The sequence below is a fragment of the Cellulomonas sp. P2_F12 genome (assembly GCF_056403775.1).
Map to the genome: position 1 here is coordinate 1,003,545 of NZ_JBFUEV010000001.1, position 20,012 is coordinate 1,023,556.

The following is a 20,012-nucleotide window of genomic DNA, read 5'->3' on the forward strand; positions in this document are numbered from 1 at the left end:
GTGCCGGGCGTGCTCCTACGATGAACCATGGCGCGCCCACCGACAACGACGTCCTGTGGCGCCCGTTCGCCGGAAGGCCGACGATGAACATCGCCAACCTGAACCTGAATCTCCTCACCGCGCTGGACGCCCTGCTGCGCGAGCGCAGTGTCACCAACGCCGCGGCGAAGCTCGGGCTGAGCCAGCCGGCACTCAGCGCCTCACTGGCGCGCCTGCGCCGGCACTTCAACGACCCGCTGCTCGTCCGGGTCGGAAACGCCTACGAGCTCACGCCGTTCGCTGAGCAGCTGCGGGAGCGGACTGGCGCGGCCATGGCGTCGGTGCAGCGCGTCTTCTCCGTCTCGCCCACCTTCCAGCCCTCACGGTCCGACCGGGTGTTCAGCGTGCTCGTCGCCGACTACTCACTCAGCGTGATCGGCACGGCGGTCAGCCAGATCGTCGCGGAGCGCGCGCCCGGGATTCGTGTCGAGTTCCACCCGCACACCCCTCAGCTGATCGAAAAGGCGGAGGAGGTGCTCCGCGAGGCCGACGCGATGATCTTGCCCCGGGGCTTCCTGTCGGGCCTGCCTCACCTCGACCTGTTCACCGACACGTGGGTCTGCATCGTCGACGCCGACCATCCGACGATCGGCGACGAGGTCACGTTGGCCGACCTCGCGCGCATCCCTTGGGTCGTCAGCTACCGCTCGTCATCAGCATTCACTCCCCCGATGCGCCAGCTCGAGAACCTCGGGGTCGACGTCCACGTCCAGATCGTCGTCGAGAGCTTCTTGGCCATCCCCCAGTTCCTCGTGGGCACCGACCGCATCGCGCTGGTCCAGGAGCGGCTCGTTCCGCACCTGATGCGCGGACACCGACTGCGCACGCTGCCGTGCCCCTTCGAGGTGATTCCCCTCGTCGAGGCGCTGTGGTGGCATCCCTCCCAGCAGCTCGAACCAGGTCACGCATGGTTGAGATCAGTCATCCTCGAGGCGGCACAGGGCGTCGATCCGTCCGAGGCGTCCGACCCCGACCAGTCGTCGGGACTCACACCACCACCGCGTTCGACCCGGACCGCGTCCTGACCCGGTCGCGGACGCGAGCCGCCCCCACGGCCCGGCCCGGTGCCCCGGCCGGGCGGTTCACCACGCGGTTCTCGACCACACCGAGCCCCTCGACCTCGAGCCGAACCACGTCCCCGGCAGTGAGCGGTCGCGGTTGTCGGGCGCCGGACCTCCCCCAGAGCTCTGCGAGGCATCCGCCGTTGCCGCACGTGCCCGACCCCAGCACGTCGCCGGCCCCCACCCACGATCCGCGAGAGGCGTGCGCGAGCATCTCCTCGAACGTCCACGATGCGTTCGACGAGAGGTCCTGACCCACGGCCTGGCCGTTGACCCATGCGCGCATGTCCAGGGCGAGGTACCCGTCCGCGTCGCGGAACTCCTCGAGCTCGTCGGCCGTCACCAGCCACGGGCCCAGGGTGTTCGCCGAGTCCTTGCCCTTGGCGGGTCCGAGGCCGACCTTCATCTCGACGGCTTGCAGGTCGCGCGCCGACCAGTCGTTCAGGATCGTGTAGCCGACGATGTGCTCGCGTGCGCGAACGGGATCGAGGTCCCGGCCGTGCTCACCGATCACCGCGGCGATCTCGAGCTCGAAGTCGAACACCTCGCAGCCCGGCGGGATCTCCACGTCGTCCCGAGCTCCGACAACGCTGTGCGGGTTGCCGAAGTAGAACGCCGGAGCCTGGTACCACTCCGCCGGAACGCCGGCACCGCCGGAGACGCTGCGCACGACCCCCTCGACGTGCTCCTCGAAGGCGACGAAGTCGCGGATCGAGGTGGGCCGCACAGGTGGGAGGAGCCGGACCTCCACGACCGGAACGGCCGGGGAGCTCGCCATCGCCCAGGATGCCGCCGCGGCCGCCGCATGGCGATCGAGGGTCGCGACGCCGAGGACGGTGGCACCCGGCGCGAGCGCCCGGACCACCTCGTCCCCGGCATCGCCGAGAACGATCCCTGCGTGCTGCTCCCCTCCGTGCCGGTACGAGGCGAGCTTCATCAGCCTCGGCCCTGGACCGCGTAGGGGTTCAGCAGCGCGTCCTCCGTACCGGGCAGGACGCCCTCCTCGGTTGCCGTCGGGTGGCCGGGGTCGTGAGGGAAGGACTCCGTCATCGACATCGGCATCGCGGAGTTCCGGTAGATGCTGTTGGAGCCGGTCGACGGCGTCCAGTCGTTCGGCGTCCAGTCGGGCACGTAGTTGCGGTAGCCGCCCGAGTTCAGCTCCACCCGCAGGCGCGACGGCTCCCGGAAGTAGAGGTAGGTCTGCTCGCCGATCCCGTGGATCGACGGTCCGTACTCGATCTCGACGCCGTTCTCCATCAGCACGTCCGCCGTGCGGACCAGCTCGGTGTCCGAGTCGGTCCAGAACGCGATGTGGTTGACGCGGCCCGGGATGCTCGACGAGTCCAGGACGACCCCGAGGTCGTGCGACTTCTCGTTGGTCGTGAGGACCCCAAACACGGTGACCGGCACGTGGTCGAGAACCGTGTACGCCATGATCCGGAAGTCCAGGACCTCGTTGTACCAGTCGCAGAAGCCCCGGACGTCGGAGGCCGCGACCGTCACATGGTCGAGGAAGCGCGGCGCGGCCGCGTGGCTGGACCGCTTCTCCGGCCGGTCCGGGAAGATCGACGCGTTCTCGTCGGTCGCGTGGTACTTCTCGATCTCCCAGAACAGCTCCATCGTGTGCCCGTACGGTCCGGTGAACTGGTACGACCGACCGTGCCCCTGGCGGCCCTCGCTCCACCGCCCGGTCACGCCGGCCGCCTCGATCCGGCGTGCTGCCTCCTCCAGAGCCTCCGGGCTCGCCGTCCGCCACGCCATGTTCTTGACCGACGGCTGGTCACCGGGCGACACGATCAGGCTGTACGCGTAGTGGTCGCCCCAGCACCGCAGGTAGACCGAGCCGTCCGCGTCCCGGTCGACGATCCGCAGGCCGAACCCGTTGACGTAGAACGCCGCAGACGCCTCGACGTCCGGCGAGGTGACCTCGAGGTGAGCGAGGTGCGAGAGGAGCTGGAACACGGCAGGTCCTTTCTCGGATCGGTCCGGGTTCTCCTCGGGACCGATCCCAGTGCTGGGTGGCACGGCGATGTGCGACGAGAAGACGATGCCTTCTCATGCGGCCGGTCGAGAAGACGAGATCGGCGATGCCCGGCATCGCTCCCGCCTATGCCTGGGCTCGGACAGCGCGCGCGCCGGAACGCCCCGCTCGGACGTCGCGCACTGGCGCGTCCGTGGCGTCGACGACCTCCGCCCAGGAGGTTCCGGGTGCGAGCTCGACCACGGCGAAGTGGTCTCCGGCGACGTCGAGGACGGCGAGGTCCGTGACGACCCGGTCGACGACCCCACGCCCGGTCAGCGGGAGCGTGCACGCACGCAGCAGCTTCGGTGCGCCGTCGCGGGTCAGGTGCTCCATCACCACGATGATGCGGCGCGCGCCGTGGACGAGATCCATGGCCCCACCCATGCCCTTGACCAGCTTTCCCGGAACCATCCAGTTGGCGAGGTCGCCGGCGGGACTGACCTGCATCGCGCCGAGCACGGCGACGTCGACATGGCCGCCGCGGATCATCCCGAAGCTCGCGGCGGAGTCGAAGAACGAGGCGCCGTCGCGAACCGTGACCGTCTCCTTGCCGGCGTTGATGAGGTCGGGATCGACGTGCGCCGACGCCGGGTAGGGCCCCACGCCGAGGATGCCGTTCTCGGACTGCAGGACGACATCGGCGCCGATCGGCAGATGGTCCGGGATGAGGGTCGGCAGGCCGATCCCCAGGTTGACGTACTGACCGTCGTGCAGCTCAGCCGCCGCACGTGCCGCAAGCTCGTCGCGCGTGAGCGCCACGGTCCACCTCCCGCCGCACGGTGACCCGTTCGATGCCCTTGGCCGCCGCTCGGGCCTCGTCGAGCGGCACGACGTGCTGGACGTAGATGCCCGGGAGGTGGACCTCGTCGGGATCGAGGTCACCCACGTCGACAAGCTCCTCGGCCTCGAGGATCGTGACGCGCCCCGCCTGCGCGGCCAGGGGGTTGAAGTTGCGCGCGGCCGCGTGAAAGACCGCGTTCCCGTGGCGGTCTGCGCGGGCAGCGCGCACCAGGGCGATGTCGGTGGTGATTGCTTCCTCGAGCACCATCTCGCGCCCTCCGAACAGGCGAACCTCCTTCGCCGGCGAGGCCGTGGCGACGGAGCCGTCGGCGCCGAATCTCCAGGGAAGTCCGCCCTCGGCGATCTGGGTTCCGACCCCGGTTGGCGTGTAGAACGCTCCGATGCCGGCCCCACCGGCGCGCAGCCGCTCGGCAAGGGTGCCTTGTGGGGTGAGTTCGACCTCGAGCTCGCCGGCGAGGTACTGCCGCGCGAACTCCTTGTTCTCGCCGACGTAGGACGCCGTGATGCGAGCGATGCGGCCCGCTTCGAGCAGCAGGCCCAGTCCGGCTCCGTCGATCCCGCAGTTGTTCGAGACGATGCTCAGGTCGGTCGCACCCTGGTCGAGCAGCGCCTGGATGAGGACGCTGGGGATGCCGCACAGCCCGAATCCCCCGACGGCGATGCTCGCGCCGTGCGCTATCGCACTCACGGCTGCCGCCGGGTCTGCGATCACCTTGTCCATCGGTGCGCCCTGTCCATGGCTGCGACTGACGTCCGGGAGCAGGACGAGGCGCTCACGAGTAGTCGCCCATGTACCAGAGGCCCGCCATGTGCATCGCCCAGTGCCCCCGCCCGCTCGCCTGCGCGGGGGCCCGGTCCGGGTCCGCTCCCCGAGCATCGGCCGGACCCGGTCGGCTCGTGTACGGGATGCTGTCGCGCGCCGTCACGCCCACCTCGAGTCGGCCGAGCCCGGAGATCTCGAGGACGACCGAACCGCCATCCGTCAGGGAGCCCACGCCTGCCGGTGTCCCGGTGGCGATGATGTCGCCCGGCTCGAGCGTCATCACGTGGCTGGCGTAGCTGATGAGCGTGGGGACGTCGAAGATCAGTTCCCGGGTCCCGACGGACTGACGCAGCTCGCCATCGACCCAACACTGCAGCGTGAGGCCCGCAGGGTCGGGCACGTCCTCCCGCGTCGTGATGTAGGGGCCGACCGGCGTGAACGTGTCGAAGGACTTGCGGGTCGACCGGTCCTCGCCGGAACGGACGGTGATGTCGAGGATCGGCACGTAGCCGAACACGTGCTCCAGGGCGTCGGCACGAGAGACGTGCCGCGCTCGACGGCCGATGACGACGCCGAGCTCACCTTCCTGGTCGGTGCGCTGGTCGGAGTAGGGCAGGCAGATGTCCTGGCCCGGTCCGATGATCGACGACGGCGCCTTGAGGAAGACCCCGTAGTCGGCGATCGACTTCTGCTCCCGCATCTCGACCTGGTGGTCGCGGTAGTTCACCGGCGCACCCACGATCTTCGAGGGCCGCGCGACGGGTGCGAGGAGCGCCGCATCGGCATCAGCGACGAACGGGGACGGCAGCAGGTCCAGCTGCCGCAGGTCGATTCCGCTCTCGATCACGGCACGGACGGGATCACCGTGCCCCGCGAGCCCCAGCTGATCGGTGACGTCCCACCATCCACCGTCTCCACGGACGGCGATCCTGTCTCCGGTCAATCGTGCGATGTGCATCTCTCACCTCTCGCTGGAAGCCGCGTCGACGTGCGCGAGCTCTCGGTCGGTCGTGGTGCGGGTCCTCTCGTCCTGGTCGAGATAGAGCCAGTCGAGCTCGTCGAAGAACTCGCCCCGCCGGCCCTTCAGGTAGGCATCGCGCAGGACCGCACCGATGCCGTCGACGTGGCAGATCTCGCCGAACGCCCGGGCCGACGACTGCACGCGCGATGTCCGAGGTTCACGCTGCGTGGCGACGTCGCGCAGCACGCGGTGCCACGAGTCGTCGCGCCAGGGTTGCGACGCTGCGACGATGCCGCCGAGCACCGCTGCGTCCTCGAGCGCCTGGCACGCCCCCTGGGCGAGGTACTGGAACATCGGGTGAGCCGCGTCTCCGAGCAGGAGCAGGCGTCCGTCGACCCACTGCGACGTCGGCAGGCGATCGGCGAGCGACCAGCACCGTTCGGTGCCGACGAACTCCAGTCCCGCGAGGACGTCCGGGTGGGCCATCGCGAACGCGTCTGCCAGCTCCTTCGGGTCGCCCGGCAGGGTGCGGTCGGACGTCGGTCGGCGCGTCCTGAACACCGCGACCTGGTTGAGCAGCTCACCGCCGCGCAAGGGGTAGCGCACGATGTGGCAGCCCGGTCCGACCCAGCACACGACGTCCTCGAGGCCGTGCGCACCGGGGACCTCGTCGATCGGCACGGTCCCGCGGTAGGCGACGTAGCCCGACGGCAGGGGCTGGTCGCCGACGAGTCGGGCACGCTGCCTGGAGCTCAACCCGTCCGCCGCGATGAGTGCGCCTGCCGCGAACCGACGGCCGTCGCTCGTGACGCCCACCACGCGGTCGTCGGCCTGGATCACCTCGTCGACGCAGGTGCCGGGCAGGAGCTCGACACCCGCGTCCCTCGCAGCGTCGAGAAGCACCGTGTGCAGGTCGGTGCGGTGTGTGACCAGGTACGGCGCGCCGTATCGCCGGAGGAACCGCCCGCCGAGGTCCTGCCGCCCGAGCACCGCATCGGTGGCGACATCCCGGATCACGAGGGCCTTGGGAGCGACCGCATTGACCCGGACGCGCTCCAGCAGACCCCAGGAGTCGAGCAGTCGAGTCGCGTTCGGGCCGAGCTGCAGCCCGGCACCGACCTCGGCGAGCTCGGGCGCCTGCTCGACGACCGTGACCTTCGCGCCCGCGCGGGCGAGGGCGAGGCCCGCGCCCAGGCCGGCGATGCCGCCGCCGACGACGAGTGCGTGACGTGTGATGTCCATCTGACAGTCCGTTCTTCGTTGAACCGGTGCGCATACAGTCGGGGCGGGCGTCTGCCAGATGCAATAGTGTTCTGCTGTGCAGAACACGCCGTTGCAGGAGACACCCGCGTACGTGATCGAGTCGGTCGACAAGGCCCTGCGCCTGCTGCAGATGCTGCGCGACGAGGGTCCGGTCCGGCTGACCGATGCGGCCGACCGCATCGAGGTCTCGCGCTCGACGACGCATCGCCTCCTGGCGATGCTCGTGTACCGCGGCTTTGCGGTGCAGCAGGCGGACAAGTCCTACGCGCCCGGACCAGGGATCCTCTCCGGGACTGCGCAGGCGGAGCTCGTGGCGCAGCTGCGATCGACGTGCCGACCCCATCTGGAGCTCCTCGCGCGCCGGTGCGGCGAGTCGGTGAACCTCATGATCCGGACGGGTCCCGTGGTGCGCTTCATCCAGACCGTCGAGGGCAGCGCGACGCTCCGCACGGCCGACCGGCAAGGTGCGGTGATGTCGAGCCTCGAGGCGTCCGGCGGCTTGGCCTTGCTCGCCGAGGCGCCACCGGCAGAGCTCGAGGCGCTCCGCGCGTCGTCACCCGGTCCGTGGTGGCCGACCGTCGAGCGCGAGATCGCGCGGGTGCGGCGCCACGGCTACGCCCTGAACCTCGCCTACACAGAGCCACAGGTCAGTGCGATCGGGCTGGCGCTGCACGACGACAGTGGCGCGGGCGTCGCCGCGTTCAGCATCTCCATGCCACAGAGCCGCTTCAGCACCCACCGCCGCGACGAGCTGGTGGTCCAGGCGCGAGCCACGCGGCAGGACATCGAGACGGACCTCGCGCGCGGACACGGTGGACGGCTCGTGGTCGCGGGCTGAGCGGGTCGGTCAGCCCGCGCCGCCCTGGCGCCGCGCCTCCTCGACCGCCGTGGCCAGCAGCTCCGGGCCGAGCGCCGTCGACGGGTCATCGAACAGTCGCTCGATCGGAAGGTCGCCGATCATCGTCAGGATGACCGGGTTGGAGAGGAAGCCCCTCGTCGAACCTCCCGGATCGAACGCGGCGGCCGACCGGAGCAACGCCGGTCCGACGGCGGGATCCGTGAGCCACTCTCGCAGGGTCGAGCGAGCGTTCAGCGTCGTCGCCGGGCCGGATGCCACTCTGCTGACCTCGGCCTGCAGGCGGATGTCACGTGAGGAAGCGCCGACCTCGATCGTGTACGTGCCGGCATCGACGACCCAGCCGTCACGGCGGTCGTCCCAGCGAGCGAACTCACGAGGCAGGACCGTCGCTCGGACTCGCGCAGCGCTTCCGGCGTCGAGCTCCACCTTGCCGAAGCCGGCGAGCGTCCGGACCGGCCGGTCGCCGCCCTCTCGCCGCTCGGGCTTCAGATAGACCTGCCAGACCTCGGCGCCCGCCACGGCACCGACGTTCCGGACCGTGAACTCGACAACGACGTCACCCGAACGCTCCCCGTCGTCGACCACCTCGACGTCGTCGTAGGCGAACCGGGTGTAGCTGAGCCCGTGACCGAACGGGAAGGCGACGTCGCGCTCGGCGTGGTCATACCCGCGGTAGCCGACGAACACCCCTTCGCCGTGGAACACGCGTCCGCCGTCGCCCGGGAACGACGGGAACGCGGGTGTGTCCGCCAGGCGGAGCGGGATCGTCTCGGTGAGGCGCCCGGACGGGTTGACCACTCCGGTCAGCACCTGAGCGATGGCCGTACCGCCGCCCTGTCCGGGAAGCCACGCCTCCACGAGTGCGCCGACGTCGGCGGACCAGGGCGAGGTCAGGACGATGCCCCCGTTGTCCAGGACGACCGCCGTTCGCGGATTGACCGCCAGCACCCTCGCGAGCAACGTGAGCTGATCGAGCGGAAGCTCGAGGGAGGCACGGTCGTATCCCTCGGACTCCGACCCCTCGCCGGGACCCAGGAAGACGACGGCGACGTCGGACTCCCCCGCGATCCGGACGGCCTCGTCAGCGAGGGCCTCGCGTTCTGTCGGCTCGCAGGAGTACCCGGCCGAGAACTCCACCGAGCGGTCGAGCGCTGCACGGAGGGCGGCCAGTGGCGTGTCCAGCCGTGTGGCCGACGCGCTGGCGCTTCCGCCTCCCTGGATGTGCGGGGTTCGCGCGAGCTCACCGATCACGGCCACCGGGCCGCCGGTCGTTCGCAGCGGGAGGAGGTCGTCGTTCTTCAGCAGGACGATCGATGCAGCGGAGGCCGTCACCGCGAGCTCGTGGTGCTCCTCGAGATCGGCCGGTCTCCCTGCCGGGGCCCCCCAGGTTCGGGCCAGGCGACGGAGCCGTTCGGCTGAGTCGACGACGACCGAGGCCTCGAGGTCGCCGCCGGCGACGGCGGCGAGAATCTGCCGGCGGGACGCGTCCGCAGGTCCGGGCATCGCGAGGTCCAGGCCTGCACGGAGCGCCTCGACCCGGTCGTCGACCGCACCCCAGTCGGACACGATCGCACCCTCGAAGCCCCACTCGTCGCGGAGGATCTCCGTGAGCAGACGACGGTCCTGCGTCACGTACGTTCCGTTGACGCGGTTGTACGACGCCATCACCATCGCCGGGCTTGCGCTCGCGACGACGTGCTCGAACGCCGACAGATAGATCTCCCGCAGTGCCCGTTCACCGACCTCGGCGCTGACCCGCATGCGGTCGGTCTCCTGGCTGTTGACCGCGAAGTGCTTCACGCACGCGCCGACCCCCGCGGACTGGACCCCGGTGACGAACCCGGCCCCGATACGGCCGGAGAGGAACGGGTCCTCCGAGTAGTACTCGAAGCCTCGCCCGCCGAGCGGCGACCGCTTGATGTTGATGCTGGGACCAAGGAGGACGTCGGCGCCTGCCGCCCGGGCCTCGCGTCCGATCGCCGCGGCCACCCGCGCAACCAGGTCGACGTCCCACGTCGCGGCCAGCGCGACCGGAGCCGGGAAGCAGGTCGCAGGAACCTTCCCGGACCAGTCAGGCAGGTTCATCGCGAGCCCGTTCGGGCCGTCGCTCAGGGTGAGCGCACGCGCGTCGTCGTCCGGTCGCGTGTGCGACATGTCGGCGCCGCTGAGCAGCGCTGCGTGCCGAACGAGCTCGGCCTCGGTCGGAGTCGACTCGGTCACGCGGTTGCTCCCTGCTCGGCCATCTCGAGGCGATCCTCCGGACTGTGGATGTTCCACAACCGCGGCATCGTCGGATCGTCGGTAGCGGCGCGGTAATGGGTCTGGAACGTGTGCGTCCCCCGGCCGACGCGGACCGTGCGCAGGGCGCCCGGCAGGTCGACGTCCGCCTCGACCCCGAACGGCAGGTCGACCTCGACGACGAGGTTGGCCCCGTTCCTCCGCCACGCGCACGTGACCATCCCGTAGGGCGAGAGGTGGGAGGCGGACGCATGCGTCAGCCCCCCGCCGGGAACCGGAGCGATCTTGACGCGCCGATATCCCGGCGCGGCGGGCGCGAGCCCAGCGACCGTCCGGTGCAGGAAGTCGACGACAGCGCCCAGCGCGTAGTGGTTGAACGACGTCATCTCGCCCGGGTTGACGGACCCGTCCGGGAGCATGCTGTCCCAGCGCTCCCAGACCGTCGTCGCCCCCATCGTCACGGGGAACAACCACGACGGGCTCTTCGTCTGCAGGAGCAGGTGGTACGCGGTGTCGACCGACCCGGTTGCCACCAGTGCGTCGCAGACGAGCGGCGTACCGATGAACCCGGTCCGGATGAGATGGTCACCCTCGCGGACGAGGTCTGCGAGGCGCTTGCCGGCTGCCGCCCGCTGCTCATCCGTCGGCAGGAGGTCGAAGCAGATCGCCAGGGAGAGCGCTGTGACGGTGTCGCTCACGACGCGGCCCGACGGCGTGACGTACTCGTCCAGGAAGGCACGGCGCGCGCGCTCGGCGACGGCTTCGTAGCGCCGCGCGAGCGACGTCCGGTCGAGGACGTCGCATGCACGTGCGGTGAGGCCGGCCGTGTGCGCGTGGTAGGCGGTGGCGACGAGGTAAGGATCTGTCGCCGAGTCCCCGGGCCGGTCCGGCGGCGCCTGCGGGTCGAGCCAGTCGCCCAGCTGGAACCCACCGGCCCACAGGCCGGTGCCGCCGGTGAGCCGCTCAACCTGGTCGACCCAGGCGGTCATGCTCGGCAGCTGCTCCTCGAGGAGGCCGAGGTCACCGGTCCGCTGGTAGAGCGTCCACGGGACGAGGACCGCCGCATCGCCCCATCCCGCAGCCGGATCGGCCGGGAACCCGCAGTCCAGCCACGGGTGGAAGTTCCGGACCGAGCCGAAGTCCCGCTGCTCGGCCGCGAGATCGCGCAGCCAGTTCCGGAGCACGCCCGTGCTCTCGTACAGAAAGGTCGCCGCGGGCGCGAAGGCCTGGATGTCGCCGGTCCAGCCCAGCCGTTCGTCTCGTTGCGGGCAGTCCGTGGGGAGATCGACGAAGTTGTCGCGCATGCTCCAGACCACGTTCTCGTGGAACTGGTCGAGCAGGGCGTTCGAGCTGCTGAACCAACCAGCACGCCGCATGTCGGAGTGGATGACCCGGGCCACAACATCGATCGCCTGGCCCTCGGGCCACCCGTCGATCTCTGCGTAGCGAAAGCCGTGCAACGTGAAGCGCGGTTCCCAGGTCTCCGGGCCGTCGCCGCGGAACGTGTAGCGGTCGATCGAGGTCGCGGTCCGCAGCGGTCGCACGCACAGCTCGTCGTTCTCGAGCACCTCGGCGTGGCGAACGGTGAGCTCGTGATGGCGAGGGGCGGTCGCCGTCAGGCGTACGCGACCGGAGATGTTCTGACCGAAGTCGAGACGGACGCGGCCGTCCGGGCGCCGCTCCACTGCCACCGGCGCCAGCTCGTCGACAGCCCGGATCGGAGGACCCGCCGGACCCTCGATCTCCGCTGAGAAGCTGCCACGCGACAAGAGTGTTGTCGGCGCCCAACCGCTCTGGTCGAAACCGACTCGACTCCAGCCATCCCGGTGGAGCCGAGCATCGTGAGACTCGCCCTCGTACAACCCCGTGGCCGTGATCGCCGACAAGGCCGTGCGCCAGTCCAAGGGGGTCCGCTCGAGGCGCCCGTCCTCGTGGAGGAGCTCGAGCTGGACCATGACCGCGACGTCATCGCCGTACACGTTCCAGAGACCGCCGTTGAAGCCGAGTCGTCCGCGGTACCAACCGTCCGCGAGCCAGATCCCGAGGGCGTTGCGGCCGGCGCTGACCAGGTCGTCCAGGTCGAATGTCTGCGCGCGAAGTCGGTGCCGAAAGCTGGTCCAGCCCGGCGACAGGATCGCGTCGTCGGCCGGTGAGCCGTTCACCTCGAGGTCGTAGACGCCGTGGGCGGCGACGTACGCACGCACTCGTCGCACGGTCGAAGGAACGTCGAACTCGGCCCGCAGGAGGTGGGCCGGCCGCGCCCCCGTCCGTGCCGCAGCGACCGACGGCGACACGAAGTCGACGTCCCAGTCGGCAGCGTCCAGTCCGCGCTCGACGAGCGTCGGCTCCGACCATGAGCTCGACGCGTCGTCGTCGAAGACTGCTCGCACGCGGACGGATGCGCGTTCGCGCGGCCGCAGCGGCGGTCCGGGCCAGCCGACGAGTACCGACTCGGCTCCGTCGATGCGCGTGCGCCTCGTCGCGTCGCTGTCCCGGGCGATCTCCACCTCGTAGGCGATCGGGTCGGCTCCCCGCCCCCCGCTGAGCCTCCAGCTGAGACGCGGCTCGGCCTCAGAGATGCCGATCGCTCGATCGAGGTGCTCGATCGTGACGGCGGCCACGGTGGTGGTCACCCCTTCACCGACCCAGCGGTGAGGCCCGTCATCATGCGCTGGTTGAGGAAGAGATAGATCAGCAGGGTGCCGAAGACGTTCAGGCAGATTGCGGCCATGGTGGGGCCGTACTCGACCTGGCCGAACTGGCCCTGGAAGCTCAGCAGCCCGACCTGGATGGTGCGCAGGTCGTCCCGGTTGGTGAACGTCAGGGCGATGAGCAGGTCGTTCCAGATGAAGAAGAACTGCACCAGAGCGACCGTGAAGACCGCGTTCCTGACGAGGGGAACTCCGACCGTGAAGAACGAGCGCAGCATGCTCGCCCCGTCGAGCGTCGCGGCTTCGAACACCTCGCGCGGCACGGCGCGGAAGTAGGTCGCCATCATGAAGACCGTGAGCGGCAGGCCGATCGCCGTGTAGGTGATCACCAGCGGCCAGAGCGAGCCCGTCAGGCCGAGCTTGAAGTAGATGGTGAACAGGGGCAGCAGGATCATCTGACCCGGGACCATGATGCCGGCCAAGAAGAGCAGCAACACCGTGCCGCGCCCCTTCCAGACCATCACCTCGAGGGCGAAGCCTGCTGCGACCCCGAGCGCGATGGTCAGAAACAATGACGGCACGACGGCAATGACGCTGTTCTTGGCGTACGTGCCGAGATTTCCTTCGGTGATCGCGCGTGTGTAGTTGTCGAAGTTCAGCCAGTTCTCCGGCAGTGCGAAGGCGGCATTGTTCAGGAACTCGGACTGCGTCTTGAGCGAGCCCAGGACGAGCCACACGAGCGGGAACACGACGACGACGATGAGGATCGCGGACACGATGCCGACGCCGACGGATCGCATGCGCCGCTTCTTCGGAACGCGATGGCGCTGCTCGATGCGCGGCGGCGCGAGGGGCTGCGAGGTGGTGGGTGCGGGAGCGAGGGACATGGATCAGGCCTTCGTCAGATCTCGGCGTGCCGAACGGAAGATGAACAGGGTGACGGACAGGCACACCACCGTGAGAAGGAACGCGATCGAGCTGCCGTAGCCGTACTTTCCGTAGGCGAACGACGTCTGGAACATGTACATCGTCAAGGGCGTCGTGCTGCTGCCAGGCCCCCCGTTGGTCAGGGCGAGCACGGAGTCGAAGATCTTCAACGTGCCGTTGATGCTGAAGATGATCGCCGACAGCAGGACCGGCCACGACAGCGGGATCACGATGTGCCGAACGAGCCCGATGCCGGTCGCGCCGTCAAGTCGCGCAGCCTCGAGCGTGTCTTCGGGGATGTCCACCAGGCCGGCGTACAGAAGGATCGCGTAGAAGCCCATCGACCTCCAGGACTCCATGACGATCAGGACCCAGAAGGCGGACGTGCTCGAGCCGAACCAGTCCACGCTCGGGATGCCGAACAGATTCAGCAGCAAGTTGACGGGGCCGACGCGCGGGGCGGACTCGAACAGCTGCTGGAAGAGGAGCCCCACGGCAACTGTGGGCAGGACGATGGGGAAGAACGCCAGTGTTCGCACGAGGTTCGAGGCTCGCCGCAGGACGAACACGTAGAGCAAGGCCAGTCCGTACCCGAGCGCGACCTGGACGATCGTGAGCACGATCGCGAATCGGACCGTGAACGACAGGGCCTCGCGCACGTCACCGTCGGTGAAGAGCTGCTGGAAGTTGTGCAGGCCGACGAAGTCAAAGCCCGTGATGGCGTTGCCTTCGAAGAACGTGTAGCCGAACGACCAGAACACGGGGACGAGGATGACCAGCGTGTAGATCGTCAGCGCGGGCGCCAGGAGCAGCGTGATGGTGCGGCGGTCGCCAAGAACTTGCTTCATCGGGAGATCTCTCACACTTCTTGTTGCATGGTTGCCGCCGGGCGCGCCCCGTTCGGAGCGCGCCCGGCGCTAGCTCAGCCCTCGTCCAGGTCCGTCTGGACCTTGCTCATGAAGTCCTCGGGGCTGATGCCGCCGGTGACCAGGAGCGAGGCGTTCGTCTGGCTCGTCGTGGAAGCCTTCGGCGGGAACAGCGCCTCGAACCACAGGACGGTCTTGCTGGTCTTCGCGATCTGGTCCTGGACCGACTGGGTCAGTGCGGGGACCTCGCCGACGTCACCGTCGACCTTGAACCCGGTGATGACGCCCTGGTCCTTGAGGGACTGAGTACCGAAGTTCTTCGCGATGCAGTTGAGCCACTGCTTGCTCCCGTCGTCGTAGCGGAGCTTCGACATCGCAAGCGGCACACCGACGTTCGCGGCGAGCTCGTCGGCCGATCCCTTGCCGCCCGTGACCGCGGGGAACGGCATGAAGCCGATGTTGTCGTTGCCGATCTGGTTCGCGGTCGGGTCGTTGAAGTTCCCGAGGACCCAGCTGCCCATGTAGAACATGGCCGCCTTGCCCGAGAGGAACTCGTTGACCGCGGTCATGTAGTCGATCGAACCGACGGACGGGCCGAAGTAGCCCTTCGCGCCGAGGTCTGCGACCTGGCTGGCCGCCTCGACATAGGTGGAGTCGGTGAGCTTCGCGCTTCCATCGGCGACCTTGGACAGGGCGTCCGAGCCGAGGCTGCGGTAGATGTAGTTGCCGACGAGGCGGGTCAGCGGCCAGCCGTCCTGGCCGTCGGCGGAGAACGGCTGGACACCGGCCGCGTTGAGCTTGTCTGCCGCAGCGACGAGGTCGTCCCAGGTGGCCGGCACCTCGATGCCGTTGTCGGCGAAGAGCTTCTTGTTGTACCAGAAGCCCTCGACGTTGAACTCGGTCGGCAGGACGTACACCTTGCCGTCGTAGAGCGACTCGATGGTCGACTTTGCGGCGGGGATGATCGCGTCGTCCAGCCCGGCGGCCGTGAGCTCCGCACCGATGTCGACCAGGGCACCCGACGACTGGATGTCCTTGGCGACCTGCGGCGAGTTGCCGCTCGCCAAGAGCGACGGCAGGTCGCTCTGCCCGGCGCGCAGCTGGAGCGACTGGTCGTAGCTCGCCTGGGGAGTGGTGTCGATCTTGAGCTTCGCCGCCGCATTCGCGTCGCTGCACGCACCTGTGGAGAGGGCAGTCAGCGTGTCCTGGATCGACGTGTTCTCCGCGAACGACAGGTAGGTGAAGTCCTTGCTGGGGCCGCTCGTCTCCGATGCCGAACCACCGCTCGAGCCTGAGCATGCCGAGAGCAGCAGTGCTCCGGCCGTAGCGATACCCAGCATCGAGGTGATCTGGGTTCGCTTCCGTGCACGCGTCAACATCACACTTCCTCCTTGAAATGTTTTGGTGGGGCGCATTGAAGCGCTTCAGGGCGAGACAGTAACTTCGCGATATCGCCGGATCAAGCCACGAAACCGCGGTAGAACAAGATCAAATAATGGACATTTGTCGTCCTGATGCGGACGTGTTTCGAGCGCTTCAAAAGCGCGTTATCGTTACCCGACCGAGACCAATCAAGGGAGATCTGGTGCAACGCAACATCCGTCTGGGAGGCACAGAGGCCCGCGCGGACATCTCCGATGTCGCATCGCTTGCGGGCGTCTCCCAAGGCACGGTCTCGAACGTCCTGAACCACCCGGACCGCGTGGCGCAGGAAACGCGGGGCCGGGTCGTGCGGGCCATCGAGATGTTGAACTACGTACCCAACGGACTGGCACGATCGCTCGCAGCGGGAACGAGCACGACCCTCGGGCTCGTCGTGACGGACCTCAGCAACTCCCTCTTCATCGACATCTCCCGTGGTGCGGAACGGGCTGCGGACCTCGCCGGCGTGAACCTCATGCTGGCCAACAGCGACGGTCGGCTCGACCGCGAGGAGCGCTACCTGACCCTGTTCGCCGAGTCGCGCTTCGCAGGGATCCTCATGACCCTCAACGACGAGCACCACTTCGCCGCCATCGCTGCGATGGCGACCGGAAGGACTCCGCTCGTCATGCTCAACTTCGACGCTCCTGAGTCACGGTTCTGCAGCGCTTCGGTCGACAACGAGCTCGGCGGCTACCTCGCCGCGCAGCACCTCCTCGAGCTCGGCCGACGGCGCCTGGTCTTCGTCGGCGGCCCGGACGAGCTCAAGCCGGTCCAGGAGCGTGGGCGCGGATTCCGACGTGCTCTGCGCGAGCGCGGGATGACCGGCAGTCAGGAGCTGATGCCTGAGCGAATCAACCGTGCCGACGGATGGGAGATCGGCTTGGAGCTCGCGGGCGCGATCTCCCGCGGCGAGGTCGATGGGATCTTCGCGTCGTCCGACCTGCTCGCGGCAGGGATCGTCCAGGCGCTCGCCGGCGCGCCGGGCATCTCGGTCCCTGAGGATGTCGCCATCGTCGGCTTCGACAACAACCAGGCCGCGTGGGACAGCCCGATCCCCATCACGACCGTGAGCCAGCCGGGCGAAGAGGTCGGCCGCATCGGCGCCGAGCTGGCGCAGGAGGAAGCCCGGACGCGTGCGCGGGATCATCAGCACCGCTCGGTGGTCCTCGCTCCCGAGCTCGTCGTGCGCCAGTCGACGTCGCTGCGGACGCACTGACGCGGAGAGGTGGCGCACGGCGCCGACGGCGGTCCATGATCGGTGTCGGGGCTGGTGACGAGCCGCATCAGCACAGAGGCCTTCCCCGTGCGTTCCGCTTCGTCGATCGTGGCTCGATGGACATGAGCGACGAGGCTTCGTTCATCACGGGTGCCGAGATCCCGGTCGACGGCGGCATGACTGCCCACGGTGGCGTGAAGTCGGTCAGCGACGCGATGCGGGTCGCAGGGGTGACGACGCCTCGAGAGCAACGGTCGCCGTGACGTAGCGGGTGGCCAGGCCGCGCCCATGCTTGGTCAGGGCGAAAGATCGTTGAACGACGTTGCGCCGCTTGTAGGTCTCGGCGTCCAGCGAGCGGGGTCGCCCGCCAGCCGAGCCCCCGGCGTTCGCGGGGGGCGGCCGAGTCCTTCTGCTCCGGGTACCACCGCGTGCGCGTAGGTGCTCGCGCACCGGGCCGGTGGGAGAGCCCTACCCCGGTTTGGTGGGGCTGCGCCCCTGACCGGGATGGCGGGGTTCGGGAGCATGGGAGTCAGTCAGGACACCCCCGCCACCCCCCGCAAGGAGCCGTCATGTCCACGGTCAGCACCCCGACGCGCCCGCGCACCGCGCCAGCCCCGCCCCACGTCCCCACTGCGCAGCGCATCGCCCGGTGGAGCGCGACGCACCGATGGGCGGCGCTCGGTCTGTGGGTCCTGCTCGTCGCGGGCACGCTCGTCGGCGGGCTCGCCGCCGGCACACGCTCGCAGACGGCAGCCGAGCAGGGGACGGGCGAGTCCGGGCGGGCCGACTTGGCGCTCGAGCGCGCCGGCTTCCCGCCGGACACCTCCGAGCGGGTGCTGGTGCAGGCGCCCGTCGGCACTGCCCTCAGCGATGCTGCCCTCGCCGCGGTCACGACCGACCTGCACGACGCCTGGGCCGACCTGCCCGAGGTCGCCACGACCGGCGATCCCGTGCGATCGACCGACGGACGCTCCGCCCTCGTGCCGCTGACGCTCGGGGTCGGATCCGCGACCGGTGCGGCGGCCGACGCGGCGGCGAGCGAGGCCGTCGTCCCGGTCATCGCGGCGACGAACCAGGTGGCCGCCGTCCACCCCGACCTGGCGATCCACGAGGTCGGCAGCGCGTCCCTCGACGTCGCGATCGACGACCAGGTGAGCAGCGACTTCGCGAGCGCCGAGAAGCTCAGCCTGCCCGTGACCTTCGCGATCCTGCTGCTCGCGTTCGGCGCGATCCTCGCGGCCGGGGTGCCCGTGCTGCTCGCGCTCTCGTCCGTGGGGTCGGCGATCGGGCTGGCTGCGCTCGTGTCGCACCTGATTCCCGCGACCGACACGCTCAGCAGCGTCATCCTGCTCGTCGGCATGGCCGTCGGCGTCGACTACTCCCTGTTCTACGTGCGCCGCATGCGCGAGGAGATGGCCCGCGGCGCGGACCGTCGCTCGGCGATCGACATCGCCGCTGCGACGAGCGGGCGCGCCGTCGTCACGTCGGGCCTGGCGGTCATCGTGTCGATGGCAGGACTGTTCTTCGCCGGCGCGTCGGTGTTCACGTCGATGGCGGTCGGGACGATGCTCGTCGTCGCCGTCGCGGTGCTCGGCTCGCTCACGGCGCTGCCCGCGATGCTGTCGCTGCTCGGCGGCGCCATCGACCGGCCCCGCATCCCGCTGCTGCACCGCCTGAGCCGTCCCGGCAAGCCCCGGTTCTGGCCGGCCGCCATGCGCGTGATCCTCGCCAGGCCCGCCGTCTCGCTGGTGCTGGCGACCGTCGCGCTCGTCGCCCTCGCCCTGCCCGCGCTGGGCATGAAGACCGGCGAGGCGAGCATGGAGACGATGGGCGAGTCCGTCCCGGCGATCGCCCCGTACGTCGCTCTCACGGAGGCGTTCCCGCAGGAGGGGTCTGCCCACACGATCGCCGTCTGGTCGACCGACGACGCCCCGCTCGACCTGTCGGCCACGAAGGCTGCGACCGACGGCCTCGTCGCCGACGCGTTGTCCAGCGGGCGGTTCGCCGACCTGTCCGGCGTCTCGTTGGACGTCTCCCCCGACGGCCGGACTGCGCGCCTGGACCTGCCCGTCGCCGGTGACCCGAGCGGCGCCCCGGCCGCCGCATCTCTCGCCCTGCTCCGCGACGACCTGGTGCCGGCGCTGCACTCCGAGCTGCCCGGGACGTCGGTCGCGGTGACCGGCGACGCCGCCCGGACGGTCGACTTCGGCAGCACCCTCTCCTCCCACCTGCCGCTCGTCATCCTCTTCGTCGTCGCCACGAGCTTCGTCGTGCTGCTGATCGCGTTCCGGTCGCTCGTCGTCGCGGCGACCGCGATCGTCCTCAACGCGCTGTCGGTCGGTGCCGCGTACGGACTGCTCGTGCTGGTGTTCCAGCACGGCGCGGGTGCCGACCTGCTCGGCGTCACGGACACCGGCTTCGTCGTCGACTGGCTCCCGCTGTTCCTGTTCGTGATCCTGTTCGGGCTCTCGATGGACTACCACGTGTTCGTCGTCAGCCGGATCCGCGAGGAGCACGTGCCCGGCGTCACCACGCGCGTCGCGGTCTCGCGCGGGGTCACCGCGTCGGCGGGCGTCGTGACGAGCGCAGCGATCGTCATGGTCGCGGTGTTCGCGATCTTCGCGTCGCTGTCGCTCGTCGAGTTCATGCAGCTCGGGATCGGCCTGGCGGCCGCCGTCATCATCGACGCGACCGTGGTGCGGGCCGTGCTGCTGCCGTCCGCGATGACACTCCTGGGCCGCTACAACTGGTGGCTGCCGCGCTGGCTCGACCGGATCCTGCCCGCGGCACACGCCTGACGCAGAACGGCCCATCGCGTGTGGGGCTCGGCCCCGATCAGCACGACGAGGGCCGTCGGCTTCAGATCGCCGCGCTCCTCGTTCATCAGGTCACGGACGACGACCTCCTCGAGGCTCCGGG

The 20,012-nt window shown here is 69.5% G+C and carries 16 protein-coding genes; 5 read left to right on the top strand and 11 right to left on the bottom strand.

The window, feature by feature from the left end; all coding sequences use genetic code 11:
• The first annotated feature begins 20 nt into the window (after positions 1–20).
• Positions 21–1,064 (top strand): LysR family transcriptional regulator, encoded by a 1,044-nt coding sequence (locus tag AC1DWH_RS04570; protein WP_477092664.1) that lies wholly within the window; start codon positions 21–23, stop codon positions 1,062–1,064.
• On the opposite strand, the gene AC1DWH_RS04575 is transcribed toward AC1DWH_RS04570, so the two are convergent.
• From AC1DWH_RS04575 to AC1DWH_RS04600, 6 genes are all read right to left on the bottom strand, one after another.
• On the bottom strand, positions 1,027–2,037 hold the full coding sequence (locus tag AC1DWH_RS04575; protein ID WP_477092665.1) for a fumarylacetoacetate hydrolase family protein: 1,011 nt from the start codon (positions 2,035–2,037) through the stop codon (positions 1,027–1,029). The two genes, AC1DWH_RS04570 and AC1DWH_RS04575, sit on opposite strands and share 38 nt — an antisense overlap.
• Positions 2,037–3,062 carry a VOC family protein gene (locus AC1DWH_RS04580; protein ID WP_477092666.1) on the bottom strand — a complete coding sequence of 342 codons (1,026 nt, stop codon included), beginning with the start codon at positions 3,060–3,062 and terminating at the stop codon, positions 2,037–2,039. Before AC1DWH_RS04580 ends, AC1DWH_RS04575 begins: the two co-directional genes overlap by 1 nt.
• Before the next feature lie 145 nt (positions 3,063–3,207).
• Complete coding sequence (locus AC1DWH_RS04585) at positions 3,208–3,882, bottom strand: 3-oxoacid CoA-transferase subunit B (protein ID WP_477092667.1); 675 nt, start codon at positions 3,880–3,882, stop codon at positions 3,208–3,210.
• Complete coding sequence (locus AC1DWH_RS04590) at positions 3,839–4,645, bottom strand: CoA transferase subunit A (protein WP_477092668.1); 807 nt, start codon at positions 4,643–4,645, stop codon at positions 3,839–3,841. Before AC1DWH_RS04590 ends, AC1DWH_RS04585 begins: the two co-directional genes overlap by 44 nt.
• Positions 4,646–4,697: 52 nt before the next feature.
• Entirely contained in the window at positions 4,698–5,534 is an 837-nt protein-coding gene (locus AC1DWH_RS04595) for a fumarylacetoacetate hydrolase family protein (RefSeq protein ID WP_477092669.1), read from the bottom strand.
• 114 nt (positions 5,535–5,648) lie between these two features.
• Positions 5,649–6,890, bottom strand: a complete 1,242-nt coding sequence (locus tag AC1DWH_RS04600) for an FAD-dependent monooxygenase (protein ID WP_477092670.1) — start codon at positions 6,888–6,890, stop codon at positions 5,649–5,651.
• 76 nt (positions 6,891–6,966) lie between these two features.
• Here AC1DWH_RS04600 and AC1DWH_RS04605 point away from each other — a divergent pair, with 76 nt between their 5' ends.
• Entirely contained in the window at positions 6,967–7,749 is a 783-nt protein-coding gene (locus tag AC1DWH_RS04605; protein ID WP_477092671.1) for an IclR family transcriptional regulator, read from the top strand.
• A gap of 9 nt (positions 7,750–7,758) precedes the next feature.
• On the opposite strand, the gene AC1DWH_RS04610 is transcribed toward AC1DWH_RS04605, so the two are convergent.
• The 5 genes from AC1DWH_RS04610 to AC1DWH_RS04630 form a co-directional block, all read right to left on the bottom strand.
• Positions 7,759–9,990, bottom strand: a complete 2,232-nt coding sequence (locus AC1DWH_RS04610) for a glycoside hydrolase family 3 C-terminal domain-containing protein (RefSeq protein WP_477092672.1) — start codon at positions 9,988–9,990, stop codon at positions 7,759–7,761.
• On the bottom strand, positions 9,987–12,641 hold the full coding sequence (locus AC1DWH_RS04615; protein WP_477092673.1) for a family 78 glycoside hydrolase catalytic domain: 2,655 nt from the start codon (positions 12,639–12,641) through the stop codon (positions 9,987–9,989). Before AC1DWH_RS04615 ends, AC1DWH_RS04610 begins: the two co-directional genes overlap by 4 nt.
• Positions 12,638–13,459, bottom strand: coding sequence for a carbohydrate ABC transporter permease (locus AC1DWH_RS04620; protein WP_477092674.1), 822 nt, complete (start codon positions 13,457–13,459; stop codon positions 12,638–12,640). Before AC1DWH_RS04620 ends, AC1DWH_RS04615 begins: the two co-directional genes overlap by 4 nt.
• A gap of 90 nt (positions 13,460–13,549) precedes the next feature.
• Complete coding sequence (locus AC1DWH_RS04625) at positions 13,550–14,434, bottom strand: carbohydrate ABC transporter permease (RefSeq protein WP_477092675.1); 885 nt, start codon at positions 14,432–14,434, stop codon at positions 13,550–13,552.
• Positions 14,435–14,508: 74 nt separating this feature from the next.
• The gene (locus tag AC1DWH_RS04630; RefSeq protein ID WP_477092676.1) at positions 14,509–15,792 is read right to left on the bottom strand and encodes an ABC transporter substrate-binding protein; all 1,284 of its coding nucleotides are present in this window, start codon (positions 15,790–15,792) and stop codon (positions 14,509–14,511) included.
• Between the two features lie 155 nt (positions 15,793–15,947).
• Here AC1DWH_RS04630 and AC1DWH_RS04635 point away from each other — a divergent pair, with 155 nt between their 5' ends.
• The 3 genes from AC1DWH_RS04635 to AC1DWH_RS04645 all read left to right on the top strand — a co-directional run bounded on the left by AC1DWH_RS04635 (position 15,948) and on the right by AC1DWH_RS04645 (position 19,891).
• Positions 15,948–17,093: a LacI family DNA-binding transcriptional regulator gene (locus tag AC1DWH_RS04635; protein WP_477092677.1), complete on the top strand. Its 1,146-nt coding sequence runs from the start codon at positions 15,948–15,950 to the stop codon at positions 17,091–17,093.
• A gap of 35 nt (positions 17,094–17,128) precedes the next feature.
• Positions 17,129–17,356, top strand: coding sequence for a hypothetical protein (locus AC1DWH_RS04640; protein ID WP_477092678.1), 228 nt, complete (start codon positions 17,129–17,131; stop codon positions 17,354–17,356).
• A 306-nt stretch (positions 17,357–17,662) separates the two neighbouring features.
• Positions 17,663–19,891 (top strand): MMPL family transporter, encoded by a 2,229-nt coding sequence (locus AC1DWH_RS04645; RefSeq protein WP_477092679.1) that lies wholly within the window; start codon positions 17,663–17,665, stop codon positions 19,889–19,891.
• Positions 19,892–20,012: the final 121 nt, after the last annotated feature.

Excerpts from the sequence above, each read along its gene's own strand:
- AC1DWH_RS04570 (WP_477092664.1), top strand. The coding sequence starts at position 21 with ATGAACCATGGCGCGCCCACCGACAACGACGTCCTGTGGCGCCCGTTC.
- AC1DWH_RS04575 (WP_477092665.1), bottom strand. The coding sequence starts at position 2,037 with ATGAAGCTCGCCTCGTACCGGCACGGAGGGGAGCAGCACGCAGGGATC.
- AC1DWH_RS04590 (WP_477092668.1), bottom strand. The coding sequence starts at position 4,645 with ATGGACAAGGTGATCGCAGACCCGGCGGCAGCCGTGAGTGCGATAGCG.
- AC1DWH_RS04600 (WP_477092670.1), bottom strand. The coding sequence starts at position 6,890 with ATGGACATCACACGTCACGCACTCGTCGTCGGCGGCGGCATCGCCGGC.
- AC1DWH_RS04620 (WP_477092674.1), bottom strand. The coding sequence starts at position 13,459 with ATGCGATCCGTCGGCGTCGGCATCGTGTCCGCGATCCTCATCGTCGTC.
- AC1DWH_RS04625 (WP_477092675.1), bottom strand. The coding sequence starts at position 14,434 with ATGAAGCAAGTTCTTGGCGACCGCCGCACCATCACGCTGCTCCTGGCG.
- AC1DWH_RS04630 (WP_477092676.1), bottom strand. The coding sequence starts at position 15,792 with ATGCTGGGTATCGCTACGGCCGGAGCACTGCTGCTCTCGGCATGCTCA.
- AC1DWH_RS04635 (WP_477092677.1), top strand. The coding sequence starts at position 15,948 with ATGGACATTTGTCGTCCTGATGCGGACGTGTTTCGAGCGCTTCAAAAG.
- AC1DWH_RS04640 (WP_477092678.1), top strand. The coding sequence starts at position 17,129 with ATGATCGGTGTCGGGGCTGGTGACGAGCCGCATCAGCACAGAGGCCTT.
- AC1DWH_RS04645 (WP_477092679.1), top strand. The coding sequence starts at position 17,663 with ATGTCCACGGTCAGCACCCCGACGCGCCCGCGCACCGCGCCAGCCCCG.